The sequence below is a fragment of the Granulibacter bethesdensis genome (genome assembly GCF_001889545.1).
GTDB classification, from domain to species: domain Bacteria; phylum Pseudomonadota; class Alphaproteobacteria; order Acetobacterales; family Acetobacteraceae; genus Granulibacter; species Granulibacter bethesdensis_B.
On the sequence record NZ_CP018194.1, the window covers coordinates 430,172 to 455,600 of the forward strand.

Annotated in this window: 29 protein-coding genes, 2 tRNA genes and 1 pseudogene; 21 read left to right on the forward strand and 11 right to left on the reverse strand. The window is 59.5% G+C overall.

The genetic code is table 11. From position 1 onward, the window contains the following. Positions 1 to 19: 19 nt before the first annotated feature. Positions 20 to 358, reverse strand: a complete 339-nt coding sequence (locus tag GbCGDNIH8_RS01915; RefSeq protein WP_072571897.1) for an ArsR/SmtB family transcription factor — start codon at positions 356 to 358, stop codon at positions 20 to 22. A gap of 82 nt (positions 359 to 440) precedes the next feature. Further along, positions 441 to 971: an RNA 2',3'-cyclic phosphodiesterase gene (thpR, locus tag GbCGDNIH8_RS01920; RefSeq protein ID WP_072571898.1), complete on the reverse strand. Its 531-nt coding sequence runs from the start codon at positions 969 to 971 to the stop codon at positions 441 to 443. Positions 972 to 1,256: 285 nt separating this feature from the next. Between thpR and GbCGDNIH8_RS01925 the strand changes: the two genes are divergently transcribed. Then, a complete protein-coding gene (locus tag GbCGDNIH8_RS01925) occupies positions 1,257 to 2,030 on the forward strand; it encodes a Bax inhibitor-1/YccA family protein (protein WP_072571899.1) in 774 nt (257 codons plus the stop codon). A gap of 91 nt (positions 2,031 to 2,121) precedes the next feature. Here GbCGDNIH8_RS01925 and GbCGDNIH8_RS01930 read toward each other — a convergent pair whose 3' ends face one another. Then, positions 2,122 to 2,901, reverse strand: coding sequence for a DsbA family protein (locus GbCGDNIH8_RS01930; protein ID WP_081368791.1), 780 nt, complete (start codon positions 2,899 to 2,901; stop codon positions 2,122 to 2,124). A 295-nt stretch (positions 2,902 to 3,196) separates the two neighbouring features. Here GbCGDNIH8_RS01930 and GbCGDNIH8_RS01935 point away from each other — a divergent pair, with 295 nt between their 5' ends. Both GbCGDNIH8_RS01935 and GbCGDNIH8_RS01940 read left to right on the forward strand, forming a co-directional pair. Further along, positions 3,197 to 4,585 carry a gamma-glutamyltransferase gene (locus GbCGDNIH8_RS01935; protein ID WP_072571900.1) on the forward strand — a complete coding sequence of 463 codons (1,389 nt, stop codon included), beginning with the start codon at positions 3,197 to 3,199 and terminating at the stop codon, positions 4,583 to 4,585. Continuing rightward, positions 4,585 to 5,745 (forward strand): pyridoxal phosphate-dependent aminotransferase, encoded by a 1,161-nt coding sequence (locus tag GbCGDNIH8_RS01940; protein ID WP_072571901.1) that lies wholly within the window; start codon positions 4,585 to 4,587, stop codon positions 5,743 to 5,745. Before GbCGDNIH8_RS01935 ends, GbCGDNIH8_RS01940 begins: the two co-directional genes overlap by 1 nt. Positions 5,746 to 5,763: 18 nt before the next feature. Here the strand turns inward: GbCGDNIH8_RS01940 and GbCGDNIH8_RS01945 are convergent, their stop codons facing one another. Continuing rightward, complete coding sequence (locus tag GbCGDNIH8_RS01945) at positions 5,764 to 6,270, reverse strand: flavin reductase (protein ID WP_072571902.1); 507 nt, start codon at positions 6,268 to 6,270, stop codon at positions 5,764 to 5,766. A gap of 445 nt (positions 6,271 to 6,715) precedes the next feature. On the opposite strand from GbCGDNIH8_RS01945, the gene GbCGDNIH8_RS01950 reads away from it, so the two are divergent. Beyond that, complete coding sequence (locus GbCGDNIH8_RS01950) at positions 6,716 to 8,185, forward strand: trypsin-like peptidase domain-containing protein (RefSeq protein ID WP_408874702.1); 1,470 nt, start codon at positions 6,716 to 6,718, stop codon at positions 8,183 to 8,185. A gap of 70 nt (positions 8,186 to 8,255) precedes the next feature. Here GbCGDNIH8_RS01950 and rlmB read toward each other — a convergent pair whose 3' ends face one another. Next, positions 8,256 to 9,014 (reverse strand): 23S rRNA (guanosine(2251)-2'-O)-methyltransferase RlmB, encoded by a 759-nt coding sequence (gene rlmB, locus GbCGDNIH8_RS13160; protein ID WP_072573534.1) that lies wholly within the window; start codon positions 9,012 to 9,014, stop codon positions 8,256 to 8,258. Between the two features lie 686 nt (positions 9,015 to 9,700). Here rlmB and GbCGDNIH8_RS01960 point away from each other — a divergent pair. The 4 genes and pseudogenes from GbCGDNIH8_RS01960 to GbCGDNIH8_RS01985 all read left to right on the forward strand — a co-directional run bounded on the left by GbCGDNIH8_RS01960 (position 9,701) and on the right by GbCGDNIH8_RS01985 (position 12,109). Then, positions 9,701 to 9,786: transfer RNA gene (locus tag GbCGDNIH8_RS01960), tRNA-Tyr, on the forward strand. Positions 9,787 to 9,890: 104 nt separating this feature from the next. Further along, positions 9,891 to 9,964: transfer RNA gene (locus GbCGDNIH8_RS01965), tRNA-Gly, on the forward strand. A 384-nt stretch (positions 9,965 to 10,348) separates the two neighbouring features. Further along, positions 10,349 to 11,538: pseudogene (locus GbCGDNIH8_RS01980) on the forward strand (IS3 family transposase). 124 nt (positions 11,539 to 11,662) lie between these two features. Further along, positions 11,663 to 12,109, forward strand: a complete 447-nt coding sequence (locus GbCGDNIH8_RS01985) for a hypothetical protein (RefSeq protein WP_157692521.1) — start codon at positions 11,663 to 11,665, stop codon at positions 12,107 to 12,109. A 91-nt stretch (positions 12,110 to 12,200) separates the two neighbouring features. Here GbCGDNIH8_RS01985 and GbCGDNIH8_RS01990 read toward each other — a convergent pair whose 3' ends face one another. The 5 genes from GbCGDNIH8_RS01990 to GbCGDNIH8_RS02005 form a co-directional block, all read right to left on the reverse strand. Beyond that, on the reverse strand, positions 12,201 to 12,593 hold the full coding sequence (locus GbCGDNIH8_RS01990; RefSeq protein ID WP_072571905.1) for a hypothetical protein: 393 nt from the start codon (positions 12,591 to 12,593) through the stop codon (positions 12,201 to 12,203). 373 nt (positions 12,594 to 12,966) lie between these two features. Beyond that, on the reverse strand, positions 12,967 to 13,167 hold the full coding sequence (locus GbCGDNIH8_RS13320) for a DNA cytosine methyltransferase (protein ID WP_408874683.1): 201 nt from the start codon (positions 13,165 to 13,167) through the stop codon (positions 12,967 to 12,969). A gap of 202 nt (positions 13,168 to 13,369) precedes the next feature. Continuing rightward, positions 13,370 to 13,678, reverse strand: a complete 309-nt coding sequence (locus GbCGDNIH8_RS13095) for a hypothetical protein (RefSeq protein WP_072571906.1) — start codon at positions 13,676 to 13,678, stop codon at positions 13,370 to 13,372. Positions 13,679 to 13,947: 269 nt separating this feature from the next. Beyond that, a complete protein-coding gene (locus GbCGDNIH8_RS12785) occupies positions 13,948 to 14,100 on the reverse strand; it encodes a hypothetical protein (protein ID WP_157692522.1) in 153 nt (50 codons plus the stop codon). Further along, positions 14,097 to 15,005 carry a LysR family transcriptional regulator gene (locus tag GbCGDNIH8_RS02005; RefSeq protein ID WP_072571907.1) on the reverse strand — a complete coding sequence of 303 codons (909 nt, stop codon included), beginning with the start codon at positions 15,003 to 15,005 and terminating at the stop codon, positions 14,097 to 14,099. The genes GbCGDNIH8_RS12785 and GbCGDNIH8_RS02005 overlap by 4 nt, the downstream gene beginning before the upstream one ends. Positions 15,006 to 15,125: 120 nt before the next feature. Between GbCGDNIH8_RS02005 and GbCGDNIH8_RS02010 the strand changes: the two genes are divergently transcribed. From GbCGDNIH8_RS02010 to rimI, 3 genes are read left to right on the forward strand one after another with little or no spacing between them, the layout of a single operon-like run. After that, the gene (locus GbCGDNIH8_RS02010; RefSeq protein WP_072573535.1) at positions 15,126 to 15,563 is read left to right on the forward strand and encodes a PACE efflux transporter; all 438 of its coding nucleotides are present in this window, start codon (positions 15,126 to 15,128) and stop codon (positions 15,561 to 15,563) included. Positions 15,564 to 15,607: 44 nt separating this feature from the next. Beyond that, positions 15,608 to 16,279, forward strand: coding sequence for a tRNA threonylcarbamoyladenosine biosynthesis protein TsaB (locus GbCGDNIH8_RS02015; protein ID WP_072612671.1), 672 nt, complete (start codon positions 15,608 to 15,610; stop codon positions 16,277 to 16,279). An 8-nt stretch (positions 16,280 to 16,287) separates the two neighbouring features. Beyond that, positions 16,288 to 16,776, forward strand: a complete 489-nt coding sequence (gene rimI, locus GbCGDNIH8_RS02020) for a ribosomal protein S18-alanine N-acetyltransferase (RefSeq protein ID WP_253736079.1) — start codon at positions 16,288 to 16,290, stop codon at positions 16,774 to 16,776. On the opposite strand, the gene GbCGDNIH8_RS02025 is transcribed toward rimI, so the two are convergent. Further along, entirely contained in the window at positions 16,760 to 16,945 is a 186-nt protein-coding gene (locus GbCGDNIH8_RS02025; RefSeq protein ID WP_231130808.1) for a sulfurtransferase TusA family protein, read from the reverse strand. The two genes, rimI and GbCGDNIH8_RS02025, sit on opposite strands and share 17 nt — an antisense overlap. 186 nt (positions 16,946 to 17,131) lie before the next feature. Here GbCGDNIH8_RS02025 and GbCGDNIH8_RS02030 point away from each other — a divergent pair, with 186 nt between their 5' ends. From GbCGDNIH8_RS02030 to ptsP, 10 genes are all read left to right on the forward strand, one after another. After that, positions 17,132 to 17,545, forward strand: coding sequence for a Ros/MucR family transcriptional regulator (locus GbCGDNIH8_RS02030; protein ID WP_072571911.1), 414 nt, complete (start codon positions 17,132 to 17,134; stop codon positions 17,543 to 17,545). A 332-nt stretch (positions 17,546 to 17,877) separates the two neighbouring features. Continuing rightward, complete coding sequence (locus GbCGDNIH8_RS02035; RefSeq protein WP_072571912.1) at positions 17,878 to 18,318, forward strand: Fur family transcriptional regulator; 441 nt, start codon at positions 17,878 to 17,880, stop codon at positions 18,316 to 18,318. After that, entirely contained in the window at positions 18,315 to 19,151 is an 837-nt protein-coding gene (locus GbCGDNIH8_RS02040; RefSeq protein WP_072571913.1) for a GNAT family N-acetyltransferase, read from the forward strand. Before GbCGDNIH8_RS02035 ends, GbCGDNIH8_RS02040 begins: the two co-directional genes overlap by 4 nt. A gap of 14 nt (positions 19,152 to 19,165) precedes the next feature. Continuing rightward, entirely contained in the window at positions 19,166 to 20,731 is a 1,566-nt protein-coding gene (gene lnt / locus GbCGDNIH8_RS02045; RefSeq protein ID WP_072571914.1) for an apolipoprotein N-acyltransferase, read from the forward strand. Positions 20,732 to 20,875: 144 nt separating this feature from the next. Beyond that, entirely contained in the window at positions 20,876 to 21,334 is a 459-nt protein-coding gene (locus GbCGDNIH8_RS02050; protein WP_072571915.1) for a helix-turn-helix domain-containing protein, read from the forward strand. 78 nt (positions 21,335 to 21,412) lie between these two features. Then, positions 21,413 to 21,889 (forward strand): HPr kinase/phosphorylase, encoded by a 477-nt coding sequence (locus GbCGDNIH8_RS02055; RefSeq protein WP_081368794.1) that lies wholly within the window; start codon positions 21,413 to 21,415, stop codon positions 21,887 to 21,889. Beyond that, positions 21,886 to 22,860, forward strand: coding sequence for an RNase adapter RapZ (gene rapZ, locus GbCGDNIH8_RS02060; protein ID WP_081368795.1), 975 nt, complete (start codon positions 21,886 to 21,888; stop codon positions 22,858 to 22,860). Before GbCGDNIH8_RS02055 ends, rapZ begins: the two co-directional genes overlap by 4 nt. Positions 22,861 to 22,873: 13 nt before the next feature. Further along, positions 22,874 to 23,278, forward strand: a complete 405-nt coding sequence (locus tag GbCGDNIH8_RS02065; protein ID WP_072573537.1) for a PTS sugar transporter subunit IIA — start codon at positions 22,874 to 22,876, stop codon at positions 23,276 to 23,278. A gap of 24 nt (positions 23,279 to 23,302) precedes the next feature. Beyond that, entirely contained in the window at positions 23,303 to 23,584 is a 282-nt protein-coding gene (locus tag GbCGDNIH8_RS02070; protein ID WP_072571916.1) for an HPr family phosphocarrier protein, read from the forward strand. Next, positions 23,571 to 25,385 carry a phosphoenolpyruvate--protein phosphotransferase gene (ptsP, locus tag GbCGDNIH8_RS02075; RefSeq protein WP_081368796.1) on the forward strand — a complete coding sequence of 605 codons (1,815 nt, stop codon included), beginning with the start codon at positions 23,571 to 23,573 and terminating at the stop codon, positions 25,383 to 25,385. Before GbCGDNIH8_RS02070 ends, ptsP begins: the two co-directional genes overlap by 14 nt. Positions 25,386 to 25,429 lie beyond the last annotated feature (44 nt).

A 25,429-nucleotide genomic window follows, 5' to 3' on the forward strand; every position in this document is an offset into this window, starting at 1 on the left:
TTTCAGTTCAGTTTTCGTGTCAGTTTTCGTGATCGTGTAAAGACTTGCCTTCGGCATCCTCTTCGTCATGCGGTTCGGTCATGTGTTCGATCATGGCGGTCAGCATATCCCGCACATGGCCGTCAGCGATGGCATAGAACACCTGTCGTCCCTGCCGCGCGGCTTTCAGCAACCGCGCCGCCCGCAGCAGGCGCAGATGGTGCGAAACCAGCGACTGGCTCAGCGCGGTCCGTTCCGCCAACGTCCCGACATTCAGCGGTTGTTCCAGGCAGGCAACGACAATCATCAACCGGTTTGGCTCGCCCAGAAGACGGAATGTTTCCGCCAGTTGGCTATATTGATCTTGTGGAAGGTCCATTCCCGCGCCGCACCTGTCTGCCAAACGAAGACATGCTCTAGCCTATCCGCGGCAATGTGCCAAAGGGGCCATCTCACTCCCCTTATGCCAGAGCGTAATCCGCTTCCACGGTGTAAACCGACTGTTCCTTGCCCAGTTGGGAGCTGAACAGGGTGAAGTGCTCCACCGGGATCGGGTCGGTACGGAACAGATTATGGCTCTGGACATAGGAAGCCAGCCGATTTTCCGCCGTGCCATCCAGGCGCGCCAGCGTGACATGAGGCATGAAGCGGCGGCGTTCCGCGGGCAGTCCCACGCGCTGTAACGCGGTTTCGATCTTGTTCTGAAGATGGTCCAGCTGCGGATTTTTCTCTACGCCGACATACAGGGTGGAGCGCCCGGCCCGCTCGAAAATACCGATTCCGGTCAGCACCAGAGAGAAACCACGCGCCCGCAGGGAGGACAGGGCCAGATCGAGCTCATCGGCACGATGGCCCGGCACGTCGCCGATGAAGCGCAGCGTCAGATGGTAATTTTCCGGTGAAATCCAGCGTGCCCCCGGCAGACCGTAGGCAATCCCGTAGAGTTCATCTTTCAGAATCCAGGGAAGATCGAGCCCGACAAACAGTCTCATGGGTGCTCTCCCGGGGGAAGGGGTGGCGGGGGCAGCATGCGCGAGGCAATCCGGCTGGCAGGACCAGAGCAACGCCGTACGGTGCCCGGTAATATCAGCCATGGTCAACCATGACGGCTCATGACCGGTTATTAATTTTCCATGGAGACGGCAGCCGGGCAAAGGCGTTTCTTTTACATCTTGTCATAAACGCAGAGCTTGATCGCTTTTTGTCCTGAAACAAGATAATGTGACATCAAGATCCATGGCCGGGCTTCGTTCCGACCGTCTACAGGAGAATCGTGTATGGCCTTTCGTCCAGATAACAGCGTCCGCCCGGGCGTCTGGGGTGCCGCCGACACCGCATCCATGGATGCCGGTCTGCGCGCCTACATGCTGCGTGTGTTCAACTGGATGGCATCCGGTGTGGCTCTGACCGGTATTGTGGCCTACGCCATTGCCCATACCAGCCTGATGAATGCTTTCTATCATCCGGTGATGACCGAGCAGGGTGTGAGCATCCAGCCCACGGCGCTCGCCTTTATCTCCATGATTTCGCCGCTGGCTTTCGTGCTGGTGCTGAGCTTCGGCATCAACCGGCTCAGCCTCGGTACGGTGCAGGCGCTGTTCTGGTTGCTCTGTGTTGCCATGGGCGCCAGCCTGACCAATATCTTTCTGGTTTATACCAATGCCTCGATCGTGCAGACCTTCTTCGTGTCTGCGGCGACATTCGCGGCGATGAGCCTGTATGGATACACCACGCGATCCGACCTGACCCGTTTCGGCAGTTTTCTGATGATGGGGCTGATCGGGATTGTGATTGCCTCGGTGGTCAATCTGTTTGTCCATAGCGGCATGATGGGCTTCATGATCAGCGTGATCGGCGTACTGGTGTTCACCGGGCTGACCGCCTACGACACCCAGCGTATCAAGGTGGATTATGCGCAGTTCGCCGCTCAGGGTGGCAGCGATTTCGCCGCCCGGCGTTCGGTGTTCGATGCGCTTCAGCTTTATCTGAACTTCATCAACCTGTTCATGATGCTGTTGCGCCTGCTGGGTAATCGCGCCAGCAACGACTGATCCACCCCACTGTCAGTCCTGAATCAGAACCGGCCGGGAATTGCATCCCGGCCGGTTTTTTTGTGTCTGGTGGCGGAAGAAAAAATCTGGTTCAGCGGGCTGCGGGAGCGATGGCGTTTTCCAGCGTCGGCAGATCGACTGCACCGGGGAACAGCCTGGACCCGATGACATAGGCCGGTGTGCCTTCCAGCCCCAGCGAGCGCCCGAGAGCGATATTATCCGCCAGTCGCTTTTCGATGGCCGGGTCCTGCATGTCTTTGTGGAGTCTGTCGACATCCAGCCCCAGCGTGCGGGCCTGCCGGTCGATTTCCTCCTGCGTCAGATCGGGAGAGCCATGCATCAGGGCTGCCCGCAACTGCACATAACCACCCTGTTTCTGTGCTGCCAGCAAAGCACGGGAACCAAGTTCGCTTTTGGCCCCCAGAATCGGCATGTCTTTATAGACAACCCGGAGTTCTGGGTGTTTGCGGATCAGCTCATTCATGACCGGTACCATGCGCCGGCAATAGGGGCAGCGCACATCGTAGAATTCGACGATCGAGGTGGATCCTTTCGGATTGCCCGCAACGGGGTCGGCCGGATCGCTGGTCAGACGGGACGCATTGGCTGCAATGGCGCTTTCCCTGGCGGTGAGCGCGCGGCGGTTTTCATCCTGTTGCAGGGCGGTGATGGCGTCTTTCAGAATAGTCGGATCCTTGACCAGAGCCTGACGCAGGATGGTCACGATTTCGGAGCGTTGGGCCGGTGTGAAGGTTTCGCTGTGGACGGCACCGGGCAGCAGCAGGCCAGCAAGGATGGGCAGGACAAGCAGGCCATGACGCCGAAAAGACTGGCGCGGGGCCTCGGAATAAAAGAGAGAAAGGCTGGACATAAGGCTGTTTCCTGCACTGCTTTTCTGCCCGAAGCCGGGCGTGGCGATGGCCGTGATACGCAAGCTTTGGCGGATCGGGCCGGTAACGTCCAGTTACGGTCAGGTCAGGATTGGCGGAAGAAGGTTGCAAGAGGACAGAGAGGCATGCGGGGCGAAGTTATGCTCCTGCTCTGCGTTGCCCGCAGCGGGAAGCTGTTTTAAGCCTTGATTGATTGCGGCATCATAGCGGTGCCGCCGAATCAGTCATAAGGGGTCGCAGCCTGTGAATTCCGCCCGGATACGATGGACACACCGCTTGCGGCAGGGTGTCGCATTGTCGGCCGCCCTGATGATGGCAGGATGCTCGACAGTCAGCGGCATGAGCGATCTCGTGTTCGGTTCCGACAAGCCTGTTGGCCCCCAGCCGGGTTATATCAAGGGTTTTGTTGGCGGGGTGGCCGCTGATGAGCCGCGGGCGGCTCTGGTGGCGCGCGATGTGCTGTCTTCTGGCGGCAATGCGGCCGATGCGGCGGTGGCGCTGGCCATGATGCTGACGGTCACGCTGCCATCACGCGCGTCGCTGGGCGGGGGCGGTGCCTGTCTGGCCTATCGTCCTGATGGTAAGGGAGGGCTGAAGGAACCGCAGGCAATCATGTTCCTGCCACAGCCCGCGCCGCAGATTGGCGGTTCTTCCCGTCCGGCGGCGATTCCAGCCATGGCGCAGGGCTTTCAGCTTCTCAACAGCCGTTTCGGCAGCAAAAGCTTTCGCAGTCTGGTGCTGAAAGCCGAAGAAACGGCCCGGTTCGGCTTTCCGGTTTCGGCTGCGTTGGCGGCGGATTTTCAGGTGGTTGGCGGGGCTTTGCTGGAAGATGCCGGCAGCCGTGCCGTGTTCGGTGCCAATGGCTGGCTGCCCGGTATCGGCGATCAACTGGTTCAGCCCGAACTGGCCAACAGCCTGTTGCGACTGCGCGGGTTTGGCGATCAGAGCTATGAGGCGGCTATTGAAGCCGCTGCTCCGAAGCTTGGCCTGAGACTGACGATCGACACATCACAGGCCAAGCTCGCGCCCCCCGTGGTGGTGAAGGCCGGGCGGGACAGTGTCGCTTTTCTGCCGCCGCCCGCCGATGGCGGTATCGCTGCTGCTGCTGCGTTCAAGCTGTTGCAATCTGATCCGGGTCAGTGGCGTCGGGCGCAACAGCGTGCAGAAGCTGCCGCTTCCGCATGGCGGAGTGGTCATGCCTCGGTGGAAGGTATTCTGAACGGGGCTGGCAGCAGCCATGCCCTGCCGCCTCTGCCGGCCTCGACCAGCTTTGTGACCATGGACCGGGACGGCAATGCGGTTTCCTGCGCCCTGACGATGAATAATCTGTTCGGGAATGGGGAAGTCCTGCCGGGAACCGGTATTCTGCTCGCAGCGTCACCTGATCGTGGTCCGCAGCCGCTGCTGTCTGCGGCGCTGGCATGGAGCCCTGAGAAAAACGCATTTCGTGCGGCAACGGCGGGATCGGGTCAGGAAGGCGCCCCGCTTGCCGCCGGCGCCGCGATGGCCAATGCCCTGCGCAGCCGTGAAGCCATTGCCACAAAACTGCCGGAACCGGCGCGGATGAACGCCATTGGCTGTGCCGGCTATCTGCCGGGTAGTAGCGGAAGCTGTGGTTGGGTGACTGATCCCAAAGGGGCTGGAGTCGCATTGGGGGCACGCTGATGGCACTGAAAATCGGGCGGGGTGGTCTGACCCCTCCTTTCATCGTCATGGATGTGATTTCAGCCGCCAATGCGCGGGCGCGGTCTTTGCCCCCCGGTATGCCCGGAGTGATCCGTATGGAGGTTGGCCAACCCTCCACCGGCGCCCCCGCCGGAGCGATCGCGGCCGCAAAGCAGGCGCTCGGGAGTGGTGATCCGCTCGGCTATACCGAAGCGTTCGGTCTGCCGGTGCTGCGGGAGCGTATCGCCGCGCATATTCGTGACTGGTATGGCATTGAGGTGCCTGTGTCCCGCATTGCGGTCACGGTTGGTGCCTCCGGCGCTTTCCCGCTGGCTTTTCTGGCTGCGTTCAATCCGGGGGATCGGGTGGCATTGGCGGCCCCTTATTATCCGCCTTACCTCAATATTCTGAAGGCGCTGGGGCTGGAGCCGGTTGTCATCGAAACCGGGCCTGATACACGCTACCAGCCTGATCTTGCGGCGCTGGAGGCGCTTGATCCACGTCCTGATGGGCTGATCATTGCCAGCCCCTGCAACCCGGCGGGAACAATGCTGCTGCCGGATGAGCTGAAAGCGCTGGCGGAGTGGTGTGAGCAGGCAGGAGTCAGATTGATCTCCGACGAGATTTATCACGGGCTGCAATATGATACGCCGCTTTCGACTGCCTCGGCTTTTTCGTCCTCTGCGATCGTCATCAACAGTTTCAGCAAGTATTTCAGTATGACCGGATGGCGGGTCGGCTGGATGGTGCTGCCGGAGGATCTGGTTCGTCCGGTCGAGCGGCTGGCACAGAATCTGTTCATCAGCGCACCGCATATCAGCCAGCGTGCGGCTCTGGCTGCGTTCGACTGTACGGCAGAGCTGGAAGCGAATCTTGATCGTTTCCGCTGCAACCGGCTGGAACTTCTGGCCAATCTGCCCCGATGCGGTTTCGCGCGGTTGTCGCAGGCACAGGGGGCTTTCTATATCTATGCCGATATTTCAGGCCGGACCGGGGACAGCGCCGCCTTCTGCACCCGTATGCTTGAAGAGATCGGTATTGCTGTCACACCAGGACTGGATTTTGATGCTGCTCGTGGGCATCGTACGATGCGCTTCAGCTACTGCGGTGCGGAAAGTGATATCAGGGAGGCCGTGGAACGCCTCTCCGGCTGGCGCTGATCCGGAACGACGGATGGGTCAGGGCAGTTTGATGATCTTGTGATAGCCGCGCCCGAAATAGATCAGCCCTTCATGGGATGGGCCGGTGCGAATGGCTTCTACTTCGCAGAAAAACACGGTGTGGGTGCCGACATCCGTAGCCTGCGCAATGCGGCAGTCGAAAGAAACGACGGCCCCGTCCAGTACCGGCGCTCCCGTGGTCAAAGTGGTCCATTCAGCCTGTGCGAAGGCATCACCGGTGGCGTTATCGGAGGATGCAAAAATATTCGACAGGGCCTCCTGATCTGCTGACAGCACATTGACACATAAAATACCGTTCCGGGCGAATGTGGCATGACGCTGGCTGGAGCGGTTCATACATACCAGCAGAGTTGGCGGATCATCAGTCACGCTGCATACCGCCGAGGCGGTGAAGCCGCATCGCTCCTGTTGCCGCCCGGGCTGTGCTGCAGAGGCTGTCGTGATGACGTTGACGGCTGCACCCAGCCGGGCCATCGCGTCCCGGTATTCCTGTCTGGATACCATGATTGATCTGATCCTGCCTGATACGCTTTCCGGTCTTAAGGCCGGGAGGTGATTGAAACCGCTATCACGCGGAGTTTGGCGTGACATACGATCCTGCAATGTGAGTTAAGCCGCGGGGCGGCCTTTTTCCAAGAGACACGGTCGCAATTTCTGCCATGCAGGTGGAGCACGATTGGTTACGCTATCAATCCGTATGAACAGGGTTTCACCCCGCTGCTTTGTTCCTGTCACGTGTTGTGGCGCATATAAGAGACACACAAGATTTTTCGGCGCCGTATTGGCCGGAAAACGACATTGTCAAACTGATCTTTGTTCATTGTCATCTTTCGGTCACACCAAAAGGATTCGCTGTATGTCTCTTCGTCAGGATCAACCTGAAATCCATGTGGCACCCGACTATTCGGCTTCGGCCACCATTCTGCACCATGCCCCGCGTCGCGCACGCATGTTCCTGGCGGCGGCGCTGCTGGCTGCCACCGCACTGGCCGGCTATGGCGTTGAACATGTTACCCAGGCTGAAGAGTTGACGAAATCGGTTCCCGCCGCTGCGCCGATCGGTGATTTTTCTGCTCTGGTGCAGCATGTGCGGCCAGCTGTTGTTTCTATCACCGTTAAGATGGTGCCGCGTCAGGTAGCGCAGGAAGTGCCAGGCGGCATTCCGTTGCCTTTCGGCATGCCGGGTGCTGGTCCGGGCGTTGAAGACGGTGGACGGCCTGCCCCCCGTATGGCGGAGGCGCGTGGGTCCGGCTTTATTATCGATGCCAATGGCACGATCGTGACCAATAATCATGTTGTGAAAGATGCGAAAACCGTCTCCGTCACTCTGGATGACGGGACGGAGCTTCCTGCCACCATTGTTGGTCGTGACCCGCGCACTGATCTGGCGGTGTTGAAAGTCTCCGCGGGTCATCCGCTGCCGTATATTGAACTGGGTGACAGCGACCATGTGCTGCCCGGGCAGTGGGTGGTGGCGGTTGGCAATCCGTTCGGGCTGGGCGGCACGGTGACGGCCGGGATTGTCTCGGCGCGGGGACGGGATATCGGCTCAGGCCCGTATGACGATTACATCCAGGTCGATGCACCGATCAATCAGGGTAACTCGGGTGGTCCGCTGTTTTCCCAGGATGGTAAAGTGATCGGCGTGAACACGGCGATTTTCTCACCGACCGGTGGCAGCGTGGGTATTGGCTTCGCCATTCCCTCCAGCATTGTTCGCAATGTGGTCAGCCAGCTTGAGAATGGTGGCAAGGTCACGCGCGGCTTTATTGGTGTGACGGCCCAGCAGGTGGACAAGGATATGGCGGCGGCGCTGAACCTGCCGCTGGCGAAAGAAGGATCGCCCAAAGGTGCGCTGATCTCCTCTATTGAGGAGGACAGCCCGGCAGCGAAAGCCAGCCTGCACCCGGGGGATGTGGTGCAGACTGTGAATGGTCAGGTTGTCGGCTCGCCGCGGGATCTGGCGCTGAAAGTCTCCTCCCTGAAGCCAGGCAGTCATGCGACGCTTTCAGTGGTGCATGACGGTACGGCGCGGGATGTCACGGTGACCATCGGTGCCATGCCGTCCACGGAAACCGCCAGCCTTCAGAGTGGCACCGGTGTGGAAAGCGGGCAGGGCCGAATTGGTGTGGCGTTGCAGCCGCTGACGCCGGAGCTGCGCAACGAGCTTGAAATCCCCGCTGAGGTCAAGGGAGCGGTCATTGCAAACGTGCAGCCGGGATCGGCTGCCGAGCAGGCCGGGATCAAGGCGGGCGATGTGCTGGTAGGGGTCAATACAACAAGCGTGACCAGCCCCTCTCAGGCGGCTTCCGCTATTCATGCGGCCAGCAAGCGGAACACAGTGGCGTTGCGTATTATGCGGAATGGCCAGATCGGCTTTGTTGGGGTTAATCTGAAGGGTGACACCAACGACGGCTGATCAGATATGAAGGATGGCCGGTTATCCCGGCCATCCCTCGGTCAGTGGCAGCTTGTTCAGCCGGAGCGGATTACCCGTTCCGGCTGATTTCGTACAGGGCGATGGCGGTGGCGACGGAGACATTCAGGCTCTCCATTCCCTCAGCCATGGCGAGGGATACGATTTCATCGCAGTTTTCCCGCGTCAGGCGACGCAGCCCGTCCCCTTCTGCGCCCATCACCAGCGCCACGCGACGCTTGCCCAGTGCCGGGCCGGAGAGGGTCGTGCCTTCCGCATCAAGACCGACCACCCATAGATCGGCGGCTTTCAGGGCAGCGATGGTGCGGGCGATGTTGACCACGCGCAGCATCGGCAGCCTGTCCAGCGCGCCGGAGGCAGCCTTGGCCATAGTGCCGCTTTCTTCCGGAGCGTTCCGGTCCTGCACGATGACGCAGCAGGCCTGAAAAGCGGCGGCAGAGCGGAGAATGGCGCCGACATTGCGGGGATCGCTGACCTGATCCAGCACCAGAACCGGGCCGGGACGTTGCGCCAGAATCTCGCCCAGCGGCGGGGATGGCAGCTTGTCCGCCAGCAGAGCAATGCCCTGATGCACCGATTCGGTGCCGAGCAGCTGATCCATATGGGCGCGTTCCGTGCGCTCCGGTACCAGCGCCCAGGGGGGCGGCAGGCGCTCGGCAAGGGTTGCCTCGGCCTCTTCGGTCAGCAGCAGGCGACGGAGACGACGTGCCGGATTGCGCAGAGCGGCCTCAACCGCGTGCAGGCCATGCAGCCAGACTGCGCCCACCGGGGCCTGTAATGCCCGTCCGCCGGAGCGGGACGCACGCTCCACAGCCGGTTGTGCATGCGCTGTGCTGTTCGATCCGGAATGCTCGGCACGCGGGCGGCGCTCGGCATGCTCGTCGGAGCGGGCGGCTCCATCACGCGGGCGGCCATCACGCGGGCGGCCATCACGCGGGCGGAAAGAGCGTCCGCCTGACGGGCGTTCGCCGTCCTGCCGATGGCGGGTGGGCCGTTCTCCGAAATTCTGCTCATCTCTGGGGGCATCGAAACGCGGACGCCGTTCCGTGCGCTCGCTGGCGTGAGGACCGGATCGGGGGGCTCCATCATGGGAACGAAAAGAGGGTTTGCCGCCTGTCGGGCGTTCTCCGCCCTGATAGGGGCGCTCCCCACGCTCGGTGAATCGTTGTTCACGCGTGGGCTTGTTGCCCTCGAAACGCGGCTTGTCGGAGCGTGAGCGGTATTCTCCACCCTGTTCGCTGCGTGCGGCATCCTCACGGGATCGGAAGGATTTTCCCGCCGATGGACGGGAACTGCCGCCCTGATCATTACTGGAGCGCCCTGAGCGGGAAAAACCGCTGGAGGATGCGTTTTTTGCAGGCCGACCACGGCCCGTATGTTTTGAAGGTGGCTTCATCGCGCCGGTATAATCCGCTTTCGTGGGGCTTGAAATATCCAGAAATGCGCATCGGATACGTTGACAAGGCCGCCTTTTGGCTCTAGTCCGCACCCCGCTCCGGAGGGGTGCCCGAGTGGCTAAAGGGGACGGACTGTAAATCCGTTGGTTAACGCCTACGTTGGTTCGAATCCAACCCCCTCCACCATCCTTCATTTTTCACAGGCCGACAGGCCCGGATGTCTAAGGGATGGACAGCACGGTTTAAAGGCTCGACGCCATGCGCGTCCTGCGCTAATCCGTTTCAGGGCTGCGGGTGTAGCTCAATGGTAGAGTTCCAGCCTTCCAAGCTGGCTGTGCGGGTTCGATTCCCGTCACCCGCTCCAATTTAAGTTCTACAGAGTTCCGAGAAGTTCTGTAATGCCTTGAATTCAAAGGAAAAATCTCTGATTTTGTTTCAGTGACTTCTACCGAAAGCCATCCGCAGCCAGGACGTTTTAGTCCATTTTTAGTCCATCTAAGCGGTTGGCGGCGAGTCCGGATTGCTGCTCGAACGAAGCGGGGAAGGGATGAAGGTTTGGCTCCTGACAAGAACAGGAGCCAGAAATGCCTCTTACCGATACCGCCGTTCGGCAGGCTAAGTTCGCCGGGAGGGACTACACCCTCGGTGATCTCGACGGTTTGTCCTTGCACGTTTCAGCTCGAGTGACCTTGCCCCGTTGAAATAATCCATTTTGAAGTAAGCTCTGGCCCATTGAGAGGACCAGGGAATGAAGCACAATCGTTTCACGGTCGAACAGATCATCGGCGTTCTGAAGGAGCACGAGGCTGGCACGCCGGTCTCGGAGCTTTGCCGCAAGCACGGCGTCAGCGATGCCAGCATCTATAAATGGAAGGCCAAATTCGGCGGCATGGACGTATCCGAAGCCAAGCGTCTGAAGACGCTGGAAGACGAGAACACGAAGCTGAAACGGCTCCTGGCAGATGCGATGCTCGACAATGCGGCTTTGAAAGACCTTTTGGGAAAGAAGTGGTGACGCCCGCAGCAAAGCGGAAAGCTGTCGCTCATCTGATGGATCACCACCAGATGAGCGAACGGCGGGCGTGTAAAGCCATCGGCTTTTGCCGGATGACGATCCGTTACGAAACCAGGCGCCGCGATGATCATGACCTTCGCGAGCGTATGAAGGCGCTGGCGCACGAACGCCGCCGCTTTGGATATCGACGCCTTCATGTGCTGCTCAGGCGTGAGGGTCACCTTGTGAACCACAAGCGGCTCTTCCGGCTCTATCGGGAAGAGAAGCTGACGGTGCGCAAGCGCGGCGGTCGGAAACGAGCGATAGGCACACGAGCACCGATGCTGATCCCGCTTGCCGCCAATGATCGCTGGTAACTGGACTTCGTGTCGGATCAGCTCACCGATGGTCGCAGGTTCCGGGTGCTTACGGTCGTCGACGATTGCACCAGGGAATGCCTGGGCCTCGTCGCCGATACGTCCCTTTCCGGCCTGCGGGTTGCCCGTGAGCTGGATCGGATCATCGAGGGACGAGGCAAGCCGACGATGATCGTCAGCGACAATGGCAGCGAGTTCACCAGCAACGCGATCCTGCAATGGACGGATCGGGCCAAGGTGGAATGGCACTACATCGCACCGGGCAAACCGATCCGGAATGCCTTCATCGAAAGCTTCAATGGGCGGCTGCGAGATGAGTTCCTGAATGAAACTCTATTCTCGTCACTGATCCATGCTCGATCAGCGCTTTCAAACTGGCGCAGCGATTACAACGATCATCGACCACACTATGGACTCGGCTGGATGACACCTGCCGAATTCGCTCAGATAATCAACCCGCGACGTGATGCGGTGCTGCGCAGCCGGAATGGCTCCGCACCGCAACCCGCCGCTACAGCCTCAAATACAGCAACCCAAAACCGCTGGAGCGAACTCAAAACTGGATAAAATTTGGGGGCAATGTCATCCTAAGCAAGCCATTAGCACACCTTTGCTAATTCCGGGCTGACCACGTACCGTGTATCCGGATGCCGTGCAGAACAATCTATATCGCAACCGAATCGGGGATACCATGATCACGAGACAATCCTTTCAAGTCTTTCCACTGCTGGCCGCAACGATGATCGGACTAGCTGCCTGCACCGGTCCAGGAGCAACTGGTGGCGAGACGTATGAGGACAAGTTCAGCCAATCGTATATTCAGTCGCACCTCTTTAAAGGCAAAACGACAATGCGGGACGTGCAGGCGCTTTATGGTCAACCCTTCCGTCGCAGCACCCAGGGTGGTGACCGTGTCTACTGGACCTACAGGCGGGAGCAAACCGGCTCGATGGGCATGCTGACTGGCATTGCGCGAGTGGTTCCTGGCGTTGGGATGTCCAACGCTCTCATTAGAGTGAACGAGAACCTAGCGCAAATGCAGCGGGCTTCCGATGCGGCTTCCGGAAATACCGAAGTGCGTGGAGACTCGCTTGATCTGGTTTTTCAAAACGGCGTTTTAGATAACTGGAGCATGTAGAGGCTCCTTGCAAAAAGGAGGGACATGACCCCGAGCGCGAGCGCATGTCCCTCATGAGACGGAAAAGAAGACGGTGATGTAGCTGGCTGCCTCACCAACCATTGTAGTTGAGCAGCAAGTTGGCGAACACCTGCCGGCGCCGCAGATCGAGGCCACCAAAATCGGCAAGTCCATGGAAGCTGCAGCGCTTGAGCATGGCGCCGCCCTCGCGATCGTTATAGAAACTCACCATGGCAGCGAGGAACATCCGCTCGCCACCACTCAGGACGCCAAGGGCGTCACCGAGCATCAGCAGGCTTGGTTGCAGGTCCCATTTGTCGGTGGCACGTTGAAAGCCATCGCAGGTGCCATCACCGAACCATTGGTAGCCGGCGATTTCTGCGCCGCGCTTCCATGCTTGAAAGAACGCTGCAGGAGCCTGCGCGGCATGCAGATCCTCTTGTGCGATCAGTTCGAGCACGTCTCGATGGAAAGGTTGGTTCACGAGAAATCTCCTGGCGGAAGTAGTAAGGGATGGCAAGGCAATCGCGTTGACCATCGGCGGTTCTGCCGGGTCTTGCCGTGGTTTGGTAAATCGAGCCAACGCGTTGGATGGAACAGGACAGGCATCAGCGCCTGTGAGGCGCGCGTCCGCGGGGGCGATGCGAGGCGGACTGGCGGGTCGAACGGATGAAATTCCGCAGCAGCCGGTTGACCCTGGCTGCTTGCATGGTGCTGGCTTCGTCAGCAACACGTGCCTGGAAGCATTCGGCCGATGACGGAGGATGTCATGTGCCAATACGATGATTCCGCTGACCGCCATGATGGGGTCGATGACCGAACGAAGGAGGAACGGACCCCGACGCTGGTCTGTTTCCTCAGCGGGCCTGCAGCAGTCGCTTCCCAATCCATGCGACACATGGCACTGCCATGGAATTTCCGATGGACCGGTAGCGTGGGGCATCTGCGGCGGGTTTGCCGCGGTAGGGCACCAGCGTGTAATGGTCGGGTATCCCCTGTAAGCGCTCGCATTCCACCGGCATGAGCCTGCGACCTGCCATCCCGCCCAATCCGACCATCCTGTCTCACCTGCGGACAACAGGCTGCCGAGGAAGTGCTCTTTGGTCGAAGCAAATAGAATATGGGCTTTGTCGCTTCCGCCCGAGCTTGCTTCGTAGGGCGTCGCAGATTTCTCCGCCGAGCTCGGCAGTCGAGCCGCCGTCTCGGTCGCGCAAGGCGACAGACCTGGCTCTGTGCTGGGGTTCGGGGATCGCATTGCGGTCAGGTTTGCGCTTTGTCATGGGCGACCCCGCTAATACCGTGCGCTCTCAGTGTCGGCGACAGGTTCTCCAGTGCATCGGCGCCGTTGTCTGTTGCGGTGAAGCCGATGGCAGGCTTGGTGTTGCAATGATCATCAGCATGAGATCCTGCGACGGGAAACAAGATTGTTGGCCGGCCCTGTCCGGGTTGTCCGCCTCCGGGTGAGAGCGTTCCCGTGATCTGGCCATGGCCGGCTTCCAGGCGCACCTCGACACGGCTGTTCTGGGCGAGGGCGATCGGCGTGTCGGTCGGAAGGACATGATGGGCCATGATGGGAACGCCGCGGCCCGTGCCGTCCTCGCTGCTGCGCGAGCCTTTCCGAGTGCGGCCGCATGATGTGGTGACTTGGTCGCCAGATGAAGGGATGCCATTCGGATGACTTTGGTGCTGTTGCGGATCAACTTCAGGAGCTTGTCCGCTATGAAACTCCTGATGACTAACGGTGTTGCCTGTCGGAGCAGTTGAGAATGTTTTCTGAAGAGCGATCGTCTACCCCTGACTGACATGCCCAGGAGACGCCTCTTGCCAAGGTACGAAAGTTAGTCCAGCATCTTGTCTATCAGTCCGCGCTGATTGATGGAATCTTCTTTCGGATCAATCACTTTTGAGCCAAGTCTGATTCCCTTCACCCGCTCCAAAATTTCCTTGCACTGCATAAACGCGCTTTGGTCTGCACTTGCTGTTATGGTCATGAATTGCAGTCAGCGGTGCTCATGACTCCGATTTTTTCGCTGATAAACCGCTTGGCCAGCCATTGAGACGCCGGTCCCTGCGGCCGCTGCTTGTGCCAGATCAGCTCCATGGCTACCGGCCAGTCCGCCGTATCGAAAGCGAGGCGCGGAATGACGAGATCACGGGCGGCGCTGGAGGCGGCAATGATGTGATCGGAGACGAAAGCCCAGCCGATTCCCTGCCTGGCCAGTTGCAGAATGACCCACTGGCTTTCCACCCACCAGACATCCGCCGCAATGCGCAGCCGGCGCTTTTCCTCACTTTCGCTGCGGGTCGCGACCATCAGTTGCCGGTGTCGCTTCAACTCTTCCCACTCGATCACCTGGTCCGCCAGCGGATGATCACGTGCGCAGACCAGTTGCAGTGGCACCCAGCCAAGGGTGTGAAAGCCCAGCACGGCTGGCAGCGTTTCCTGCCGCCACATAATGCCCAGATCGGCCTGACCATCGAGGACAAGGCGGCTCACATCCTCCATAAACGGAAACAGGATTTCCAGTTCCACGCTGGGGAAAGTTTCGGCAAAAGAGTGCAGAAGACGCGCGAGGACCGGTTCCGGGTATAATTCGTCAACGGCCAGAACCAGTCTCGTCTCGACATGTTTTTCCAGACTGCAGGCAACGCCGATGAAATGGGCATGACGATCCAGCACGACCCGCGCCTCTGCCAGCAGCCGGGTTCCGGCTTCGGTCAGGGATGGTGTGCGCCCGGCCCGCGAAAACAGGGTCACGCCCAGATCAATTTCCATATTGCTGATCGCGGTGCTGATCGCCGACTGGGCTTTGCCCAGATGACGTCCGGCAGCTGAAAAAGAGCCCATTTCGGCTGTGGTGACGAAAATGGTCAGTTGCTCAAACGATATGTCCATGTTGGACGTGATCCTATCTGAAAAACAGATAGTATCTAACTTTATCTACTGAATTCTACTGATACATAGAGCCCTGTCGCCTGTTCTGCGGGCTTAATGAAGTGAAGATTGGTGAACATCATGCGTTCGTCGTGGGATCGTATCCGGCATGCCATCCTGTTCGAGGTGATCGGCCTTCTGTTACTGATTCCGATGGGTCATGTCGTGCTTGGTGTGGATACGGGGACTTTTGGTGGCCTGAGCGTCATTGTCGCAGTGATAGCTGCGATCTGGGCTTACCTGTTCAATCTTGGCTTTGATCAGGTGATGCTGCAACTGACTGGCTCTACCCGCAAGAACACCGCTGTGCGCGTGCTGCATGCGGCGTTGTTTGAGGGGGGGATGCTGGCCATGTTTCTGCCGCTCACTGCCTGGTATCTGTCGATGAGCCTCTGGGCGGCGCTGATGACCGATATCGGCATTTCCGGATTCTATTTTGTCTATGCGTTCGTTTATAACTGGAGCTACGATCAGGTCTTCCCCGTTTCCCATACACGCATTTGCGAGGCCGGCCACTGAGGCATCGCATTGGTAACGGCTCCGTATTCGGTTATGGCGGCATCATGAACACGTTGGTTTTCAACAGCCGGTCTGCCGGTGCTGATGTCGCATGGGTGGCAGATGGCACCGTGCTGGTCTGTCGCTCGGCTGAGGTTCAGGATGCTGCATCACGTCTGCCGGTACTGGCGGCAGAGATTCTGGACGAGATGGAGCGGACATATCCGGATAGTCGCCAGCCTGATGCGGTGATCGCTTCCATTGGTCCGGGCAGTTTTACCGGGATTCGTGCGGCTTTGGCAGTGGCGCAGGGTTATGCGTTGGGAGCCGGTCTGAGACTGGCCGGTGTGGCAGTGGACGAGGCACTGGCCGTCATGGAGCCGCCCGAGCCGGGTTATACTCTCTGGACGGTCATCCCTGCCCGGCGGGAGCACATCTATCTGAACAATGGGGCCGGTTTTGTGGTGGTGCCGCTTGATGGCATCACTGGATTGCCGGTGTCTGGCAGTCGGATCTGGCTGACGGGGGCAGCCGCAGAATCATGTGCCGGCTTGCTGTCCGGGCGCCCCGACCTTCATCTGCGTGTAGGTGCAGTGCAGGAGCCGGATGTAATGGCACTGGATCGGGTTGGTCGTGCACGTTTATCCGGGGCGATAGCGTCTCGCCCGGCATTGCCTGTTTATGCGGAAGAAGCGCGGATCAAGGCCGGAACAGTCCGTCCTGCCCCCCGGGCATGATGGCGCCTTTGCCGGACGATCATGATGCGGTGATAGCGGTGGGCCCTGGTCATGCGGCGGTATTGGCGGCCCTGCATGAAGCCGCTTTTCCGCTGGAGGAGCAGTGGGATGAAGCTTCTTTCGCTGTGCAGCTTCAGCAACTGGGTACTGTGGCTCTGATGGCGGTCAGGGGCGAGCAGGCCACTGATCCGGCAGGTTTCGTACTGTTTCGGACCATTTTCGAGGATTGTGAGATCCTGACCCTTGCGGTTGCCCCGTATTGTCGCAGGCAGGGGATGGGTGGTTTGCTGATGCGGGCTGCCATGAAACATGCTGCCGATCAGGGCGCAGAGCATATGTTACTGGAAGTAGAGACCACCAATCTCCCTGCCCGCACATTATATGACCGGCTCGGCTTCAGTGCGATTGGACTGCGTCGTCAATATTACCACGGCGGCGGTGATGCGCTGGTCCTGAGCCGCTCTCTGGACGGCGCAAAGATTACTGGCGGCGAATAAGAATACGCGTCTGGCCAGGCTGGGGATGTTCGATTGCAATGATCTCGTGGCCGAGTGCGGCAGCACTTTGCGGTACGTTACGCGATGCTTCGTCCCCAGCTGTCAGAACGGACAGCAATGCCCCGGATGGAAGCTTGTCCAGTGCGATCCGGGTCCGGACGAAGGTCATTGGGCATATATCCGCCGTGACATCCAGCAGTGTCATCATTTCGCCGCTTCTTTCCGGTATTGAAATGGGATGTGATTCATCCTGCTGCATATAGATACCATTATTTTAAGAAACGCCCTGTTGCTTAAACGGCGCTGATAAGTATCATAATGTGATCATTTTGTTTTTAAACAAGGCCGTTTTTTGATGTCCAATCCAGAGGCGTCTGCTGATTTACTGGCGTTGACTGCGCAGATTGTTTCCGCCCACATCTCGAATAATGCGCTTCAGACCGAAGCACTCCCTGGATTCATTCAGGAAGTCTATCGCGCTATCTCGAATCTTGGGCGTGAGGAACAGGTTCCGGTCGAAAAGCCTCAGCCTGCCGTTCCTGTCCGCAAATCTGTTTTCCCGAATTATATCGTCTGTCTCGAAGACGGCAAGAAGCTGAAGATGCTGAAGCGGCACCTGAAGAGCGTCTATAACATGACTCCGGAACAATACCGGGAGCGTTGGGGCCTGCCGCCGGACTATCCCATGGTGGCACCTGAATATGCGACGCATCGCAGTTCGCTGGCCAAGAAAATTGGCCTTGGGACCAAGCCCAGGCTGAGGGACTGAACTGCACAATTGTAGTCGGGAAAGGCGGCTGGATCATATCCTGCCGCCTTTTTTGTTCATGCCGCGATTATAAACATGGTGATCTGGCTGTCTTTCATGGCATCGTCATGATACCGGTTATCGACACGCCATGTCTGATCGGCTACCTCGCAGCAGATCAGCAACCTGCCTGAGTGATCGGGTCGGGCTGAATGGGATCAATCGGACGTTAAGGATCGATGGGAAGCCGCCCGATGGAACGCCGCTCTTCTGAGCCTTCTCCGGTTCGCCGTACTCCGGCAAACCATTCCCCCCACGCGACAGAGCGGCAGGGTGGCAGCAGCATAGAGCGGATGTGCGTTGAGCGGGGCCTCAAGATGACCGGCCAGCGCCGTGTGATCGCCCGTGTTCTGTCGGAAGCCAGTGATCATCCGGATGTGGAGGAGCTGTACCGCCGCGCCTCCGCCCTTGATGCCCGTATCTCCATCGCGACGGTCTATCGCACCGTGCGGTTGCTGGAGGACAAGGGCATTCTTGCCCGCCGTGATTTCGGCGGCGGGCGTGCCCGCTACGAGGCCAGCGAACATGGGCCTCATTATCATCTGATCGATGTCGAAACCGGCAAGGTGATCGAATTCGAGGATGAGGAACATGAACGCCTGATGCGGTCCATTGCGGCCCGGTTGGGGTTCAGCCTCGTTTCGCTGCGTCTGGAACTGTTCGGTCGGAAACTGGCCGACCCTGCGGGCGCGGATCAGAAAACGGCTGCTGCAAAACGAAAGTCAGGCCGATGACCGCTGAGACCCCCTTAGGAATTGCGACACGAAGCGAACGAAGCTTCGGTGAGCTCCGTGCCGGCAATCTGGGGGTCCGCATTGCGGAAAGCCCGTCTGAAATCATCGCAGCCCAGGCGTTGCGATACCGCGTATTTTATGAGGAAATGGGGGCCGAACCAGCCCCCGCCATCCGCAGGGACCGGTTGGACCGGGATGAATTTGATCCCGTCGCCGATCATCTGCTGGTGATCGACCATGAGCGTGGCAGCGGGCCGGAGGCCATTGTCGGCACATATCGCCTGATCCAGGATGCGGATGCGCGTAAAGTCGGACGTTTCTATACTTCCAACGAATATGACATTTCCATCCTGACCTCCTTTCCGGGCAAGCTGCTGGAGCTGGGTCGCTCCTGCATTGCCTCCGATTATCGGGGGCGTGCCGCTATGCAGCTGATGTGGCGTGGCATTGCCGCCTATATCTTTCTGCACCAGATTGACCTGATGTTCGGCTGCGCAAGCCTGTCGGGTACCAATGTCGAGGCGCTGTCGACCGAGCTGACCTATCTCTATCGCAATCATCTGGCCCCCCCGGGTCTGCGCCCCCGTGCGCTGGAAAGCCGGTATATCGACATGCGGCGGCTTGATCCGGCTGAGCTGGATATCCGCCGGGCGCAGGCGATGCTGCCGCCTTTGATCAAGGGCTATCTTCGGTTGGGCGGGTTTATCGGCGACGGGGCGGTGGTCGATACCGAGTTTAACACCACCGATGTCGCGGTTGTGGTCAAGACGGATCTGATCACGGATAAATATTATCGCCACTATGAACGTCAGCTGCGTGACGCACTGACTTGATTGCATTGCCTGCGATGGCTGTACCAGCTTCTTCTTCTGCCGGACACGCTGCGCGCTGGTATCTGTATCTGCGCGATCTGACGGGATGGCGGGCTGATGGTGCCGGGGCTTTGGCCGGTGCTGCTGCGGCCATCGCTCTGCCGCCCTTTTTCTGTATTCCGGTTCTGTTGCTGTCCTTTCCAGCCCTGATGGCGCTGATCGGAGGGGCAGCCACTCGGCGTGTTGCGTTCAGGCGGGGTTTCTGGTTCGGCTTTGGGCTGAATGTCGCCGGTTTGTATTGGATTACGGAAGCCATTCTGCTGGAGGCTGCCCGGTACTGGTGGTTCGTGCCGATTGCAGTGCCCGGATTGTCCGCCCTGATGGCTCTGTTCATTGCTGCCGCCTGTGCATTCGCCAAAGGCTTCCTGCGTGGGTTGCCCCGTTTGCTGGCCTTTTCGGCCGCATGGACAGCAATGGATCTGCTGCGCCAGTTCCTGTTTACGGGCTTTCCATGGAATCCACTGGCCAGTATCTGGGCAATCCCCGGGCTGGCCGGAGATATCATGCTCCAACCGGTTGCCTGGATTGGCACACCAGGTGTGACTGCGTTGACAGTGCTGCTGGCCTGTCTGCCGGTGCTGCGTCCTTTCGCATGGGGCGTAGGGGCTGGTGGTATGGCGGTATGGGCTGCTTTGGGATGGATGCATCTGTCAGAACATCCTGACCGGGCCAGTGCCCTCAATGTGGTGCTGGTACAGGGGAATATTCCGCAGGGCCAGAAATTTGACCGGCGCTTCCTGCGTACGACATGGGAAACCTATCTGCGCCTGACCCGAGAGGGCGTGGAGGCCGCGCATAAGGCGATGCCGGGCGATCCTGTTGTTGTGGTCTGGCCTGAAACGGCGAGCGTCGTGCTGCTGGCCGATGATGCAGCGGCACGGCAGAGTATCGCAGAGGCTGCGGAAGGTAATCCGACCCTGATTGGCTCCGTGCGGTTTGGCGACGATGGGCGTCCGCGCAACAGTCTGATCGCGATGGATGGCCAGGGAAGCATTCAGGATTTTTATGATAAATGGCATCTTGTCCCGGGCGGTGAATTTGCGCCAGGCTGGTTGCCTTTCGCGGTGCAGCTTGTGCCGGGTGGGGGCTTTGTCCCCGGTCCTGGGCCGCGTACCCTTGACTTGTCCGGTCTGCCGCCATTTGCGCCGCTGATCTGTTATGAGGCCATTTTTCCTGCTCAGATCGTCAATGAGGTCCAGCGCCCTGCCTGGATTGTGAATATCACCAATGATGCCTGGTTTGGCCAATCAACAGGGCCGCATCAGCATCTTGCTGCTGTCAGGATGCGTGCGGTAGAGGAAGGGCTGCCGGTCATGAGGGCGGCCAATACCGGTATTACCGTGGCCTATGATGCATACGGGCATCAGGTGGCGCGTATGAATCAGGGGCAGGCCGGTTTTCTGCTGGCCAGACTGCCCGGTCCGTTGGCCCCCACTTTTTTCAGCCGATACGGACTGATCGTTCCGGTCCTTTTGGCGATCCTGCTGCTGTTGGCGGCCATCATTTGCGAGCGCCAGAAAATCCGAGCGTGGCCGCTCTGAACTGCGACGAACGGTGATTGCGCGACAGTCTTTGGATAAGATTTATTTTTTATAATGCCTATCCATATAACAGACTTGCAACCGGTCTATGTTCATATGATGTTCCGTGGTTTCCACTTTGCAATGTGAAGGCAGATTATCCAGTTGTCGGAAAGTCACATCGGTATCGGCCAGAATTTTGAAAAAGATGGTCAGCCCAACGCGCTGGATATTCACGTGGGCAGGCGGATCCGCCTTCGGCGTGCTTTTCTGGGTGTATCTGAGCAGAAACTGGGTGATCTGATTGGTATCAGCGCATCACAGATTCAAAAATATGAAACGGGCGCTGTACGGGCTGGAGCCATCAGATTATTTGATCTGGCCCGCGCCATGGATGTGTCGATCAGTTTCTTTTTCGATGAAATGCCGGAGCAGGAGGTTGCCAGTCATGGCGTAGCCGCTATGTCCCGACTGGGGGGCTTTGCGGAACCTCAGGAAGGTTTTGGCGATGACGATACCATGCGGCAGGAAGCTCTGGAACTGATTCAGGCTTTTTTCCGCATTACTGACCCGGCTGTGAGGGAACGTATTCTGGATCTGATAAGATCACTGGCGAAAGAGTGATCTTTCCCCCTGATATGCATGCGGCATGACTGTGGATCGGGCTTCCCTCATGGCGATGAAGGTTGCAAAGTCCCGCTTATGAATGCATCGGTGCAGTTTCGGGGCCAGAGATACGCAAGCTGTGCTGCAAGGCCGGATACGGATGCGGCATCCCCGCCTCCTGCTGTTCTGATTATAGGCCCGGCAGGGGCGGGCAAGTCAGATCTTCTGTTGCGACTGATGGATCGCGGTTTCCGGCTTGTTGCTGATGACCGGGTTGATATATGCGATGGTCTTGCCAGCCCGCCGATGGCGCTGGCCGGGCTGATTGAAATCCGCGGCCTCGGGATCATGGTCTCTCCCTATGTGCCGCTGGCGAAGCTGTCGCTGGTTGTCTCGCTGGAGACGGAGGAACGTCTGCCATCCCCCCGCCGTGACAGTCAACTGGACCTTCCCTTGATTGCCATTGATCCTCACGCCGCTTCCGCGCCCTGCCGTGTGGAATGGGCGCTTGAATGCGCGTTGGGCTGCCGTGCCAGCAGGGCAGGTGCCTTCGCGCAGGAGGAAGCAGTATGAGCACTGACCAACATCGCAGGGTGGTCGTGATCACCGGCCTGTCCGGCGCAGGCAAATCCACAATTCTCCGTGCTCTGGAGGATGCGGGATATGAAACGGTGGATAATCCTCCGTTACCGTTGGTGCATGACCTTGTGACCCGGGGGGAAGGGCCTCTGGCTTTCGCGGTGGATGCCCGCAGCCGTGGCTTCACCGCGGACGGGCTGGCTCTGGCCATGGAACGCATGAAGCAACTGCCCGGTGTCAGGGCGGATCTGGTTTTCGTGCGGGCTGATACGGCGGCGCTGCTGTCCCGCTATACGGAAACCCGCCATCGCCATCCGCTGGCTTCAGGGGTGGGGGTGCAGGATGGCATCCGGGCCGAAGAAGCCCTGACCGCATCGCTGGTGGATGTGGCGGATCTGGTTGTCGATACCACCGATCTTCCGGTCACAAGGCTGAGGGCGATGATCGCCGAACGCTATGGGCCGGAGGAAACCGGGCAGGGAATGGTCGTATCCCTGATTTCCTTTGCCTATCCCAAGGGATTGCCGCGGGAAGCCGATCTGGTGCTGGACGCACGGTTTCTGCGTAACCCACATTACGATCCGACCCTGAAGCCGCGCACCGGTCAGGACAGGGATGTTGCGGCCTATATTGAAGCAGACCCGGATTATGCCACTTTCCATGACAGGATCGATGCGTTGCTGAGGCTTTTGCTGCCGCGCTTCGTCCAGGAAGGAAAGAAATATGCCACCGTCGCTATCGGATGCACTGGCGGACGGCACCGCTCGGTTCATCTGGTGGAAAGACTGGCCGGAGAATTACGGGCTCAGGGCTGGTCCGTCCTGCGTACGCATCGGGAATTAGGGATCAGTGACGATGCTCCGCAGGCGGAAGCCGCTGGAGCAGGCTCTGTCGAGATAAATGGAAGACCGGAAGAGCATGGCAGCGCACAGGCGCCCGATGCACTCTCCCGCACAACATCATAATGGAATACATGCCATGATCGGTTTGGTTCTGGTGACGCATGGACGGCTCGCGGATGAGCTGCGCCGCGCCATGGAACATGTGGTTGGCGCGCAAAGCAGCGTGGTGACCGTATGTATTGGCCCTGATGATGATATTGAGGGCAGGCGCGCCGACATCCAGGCCGGGATTCAGCAGGTGGATACCGGGGATGGTGTCATCCTGCTGACCGACATGTTTGGGGGTACACCCAGCAATCTGGCCATTTCCATGATGGACCGACCGGGTGTCGAGGTGATTGCCGGGGTCAACCTCCCCATGCTGGTGAAGCTGGCGAAAATCCGCTGCACACAGCCCTTATGCGAGGTGGTGGAAGGGGCTCAGACGGCCGGGCGCAAATATATTGCTGCTGCCTCCCACGTGCTGCACGGCTGCCGATAAACAGAACCACAGGTAAAACGCGCCATGGAAAACTCTGTGCTCAGCCGCCGCCTGATTGTCTGCAACCGGCGCGGCCTGCATGCCCGTGCAGCCGCCAAATTCGTCACGTTGGCAGAACGTTTCGGGGCCTCGGTGGAAGTGGGGAAAGATGGGCAGTTCGTCTCTGCCCGCTCCATTATGGGGCTGATGATGCTGGGTGCGGGCAAGGATTCGGAAATCGAGCTTCGGGTCGAGGGCTGGGATGCCAAGGAAGCGCTGGAAGCGCTGACTGAGCTGGTCGAGGCTGGTTTCCATGAAACAGATTGAGCCGCCTTTGGCTGGTCCGTGTTCTGCTGATTCGCCTTCTGCCGGTCCATCTGGTCTGGGGCAGGATATTCGGCTGGAAGGGATCGGCGTCAGCCCGGGCATTGCCATTGGCCCGGTTTTCGGGGTGGTGGAAATTGAGGCTCCGCAGGAACGGCGGGGTATTGCCGCGCATGAGGTGGAGCATGAGCGTGCGCAGCTCAGCCGTGCGGTCGAGGAATCCAGACGTCAGCTCGAAAAGCTGCGTGAAGGGCTGCGGGAGCTCCCGGAGGCCGGGCAGGAGGAATTATCGGCGCTGATCGATGTGTATCAGCGCATGCTTGCCAATTCCCGTCTGGTGCGGGGAGCGCATCGGCGGATCGAGACCGCGCTGGTCTCCGCCGCGACAGCGGTGGTCGATGAGGTCGAGGCGACCGTTGCCGCCGTGCTGGCCCCCGGCGGAGAATGGGCGGAGCGTACCATGCGGGCCCGACAGGCCTCGGAAATTCAGGAGGTGGGACAGCGCCTGTTGCGCACCCTTGCCTCTACCCCGTTCCGCAGCTTCAAGGCTGCGCCGCGCGGGGCGGTGCTGGTGTGCGAGATGTTACGTCCGTCCGATGCAGCGTTGCTGGACCCCGCCGTGATCGCAGGCGTGGTGACGGAAGAAGGCGGAGCGGACGGGCATGTGGCGATCATGCTGCGTGCGCTTGGGATTCCCTCCGTGCTCGGGGTTCCGGCCCTGATGCATACGATCCGGCAGCTGACTTTGCCGGGGCTGGTCCTGCATATGGTGCTGGATGGAGATCAGGGTGTAGTCACGGTCAACCCGTCCGACCACACACGACGGCAGGCGAAGCAGGGTCTTGCCGCCCATCAGCAGGAAGCCTTGGTGCTGGCGCAACTCAGCCGTCTGCCTGCCGTGACGACGGATGGCGAGGCAGTGCTGTTGCAGGCGAATATCGAACTGCCGGCGGAATTGCCCCAGATGGTGCGGGCCGGTGCCAGTGGGATCGGACTGTTGCGGACTGAATTCCTGTTTATGAACCGGGAAAGTCTGCCTGATATCGCAACCCAGATTGAAACCTATTCCCATGTGATCGCGGCGACAGAAGGGGAACAGGTCACGATCCGTGTGCTCGATTGGGGCGGCGAGAAAGAAAGTGAGGCTCTTCGCACCGCCGGTCTGTTGCGTAGCGAGACAGAGCATAATCCGGCGTTGGGTCTGCGCGGGATCAGGCTGCTGCTGGCCCATCCCGAACTGCTGGAAACCCAGTTAACGGCGATTTTACGGGCAGCGCGTGATGTGAAGGCGGAAAGCCGCGTGCGTATTTTACTGCCGATGATCACGACCTTGCAGGAAATGCGCACGGCCCGCACGATCTATGCCCGGATTTTGCATCACGAGGCATGGGATGGGGCTGCCCTGCCGCTGGGGGCGATGATCGAGACGCCAGCCGCGGCCCTGATTGTAGAGGAACTGGCGAGAGAATCAGATTTCCTCGCGATCGGGACCAATGATCTGGCGATGTATACGCTGGCCGTTGATCGCGGGGATGCCGGGCTGGCGGGTTTATATGATCCCCTCCATCCCGCCTTGCTGCGCCTGATTGCCGCCTGTGCCAGTGCGGCGGCGCTGGCCGGCAAGCCTATGTCACTCTGTGGTGAGATCGCGGGCAATCCGGCCGCGGTCCCTGTTCTGCTCGGGCTTGGTTTCCGGCAGTTCAGTATGGGGGCAGGGGCAGTGCCGCGTGTGAAAAAGGCGATTCGTGCTACCTCCCTTGATCAGGCAAGACGTGCGGCTCAGGACGCGCTGACGATCATCTGATTGGTCGTGATGCCTGTTATAGGGTCTGAGCGTATCAGGAGGAC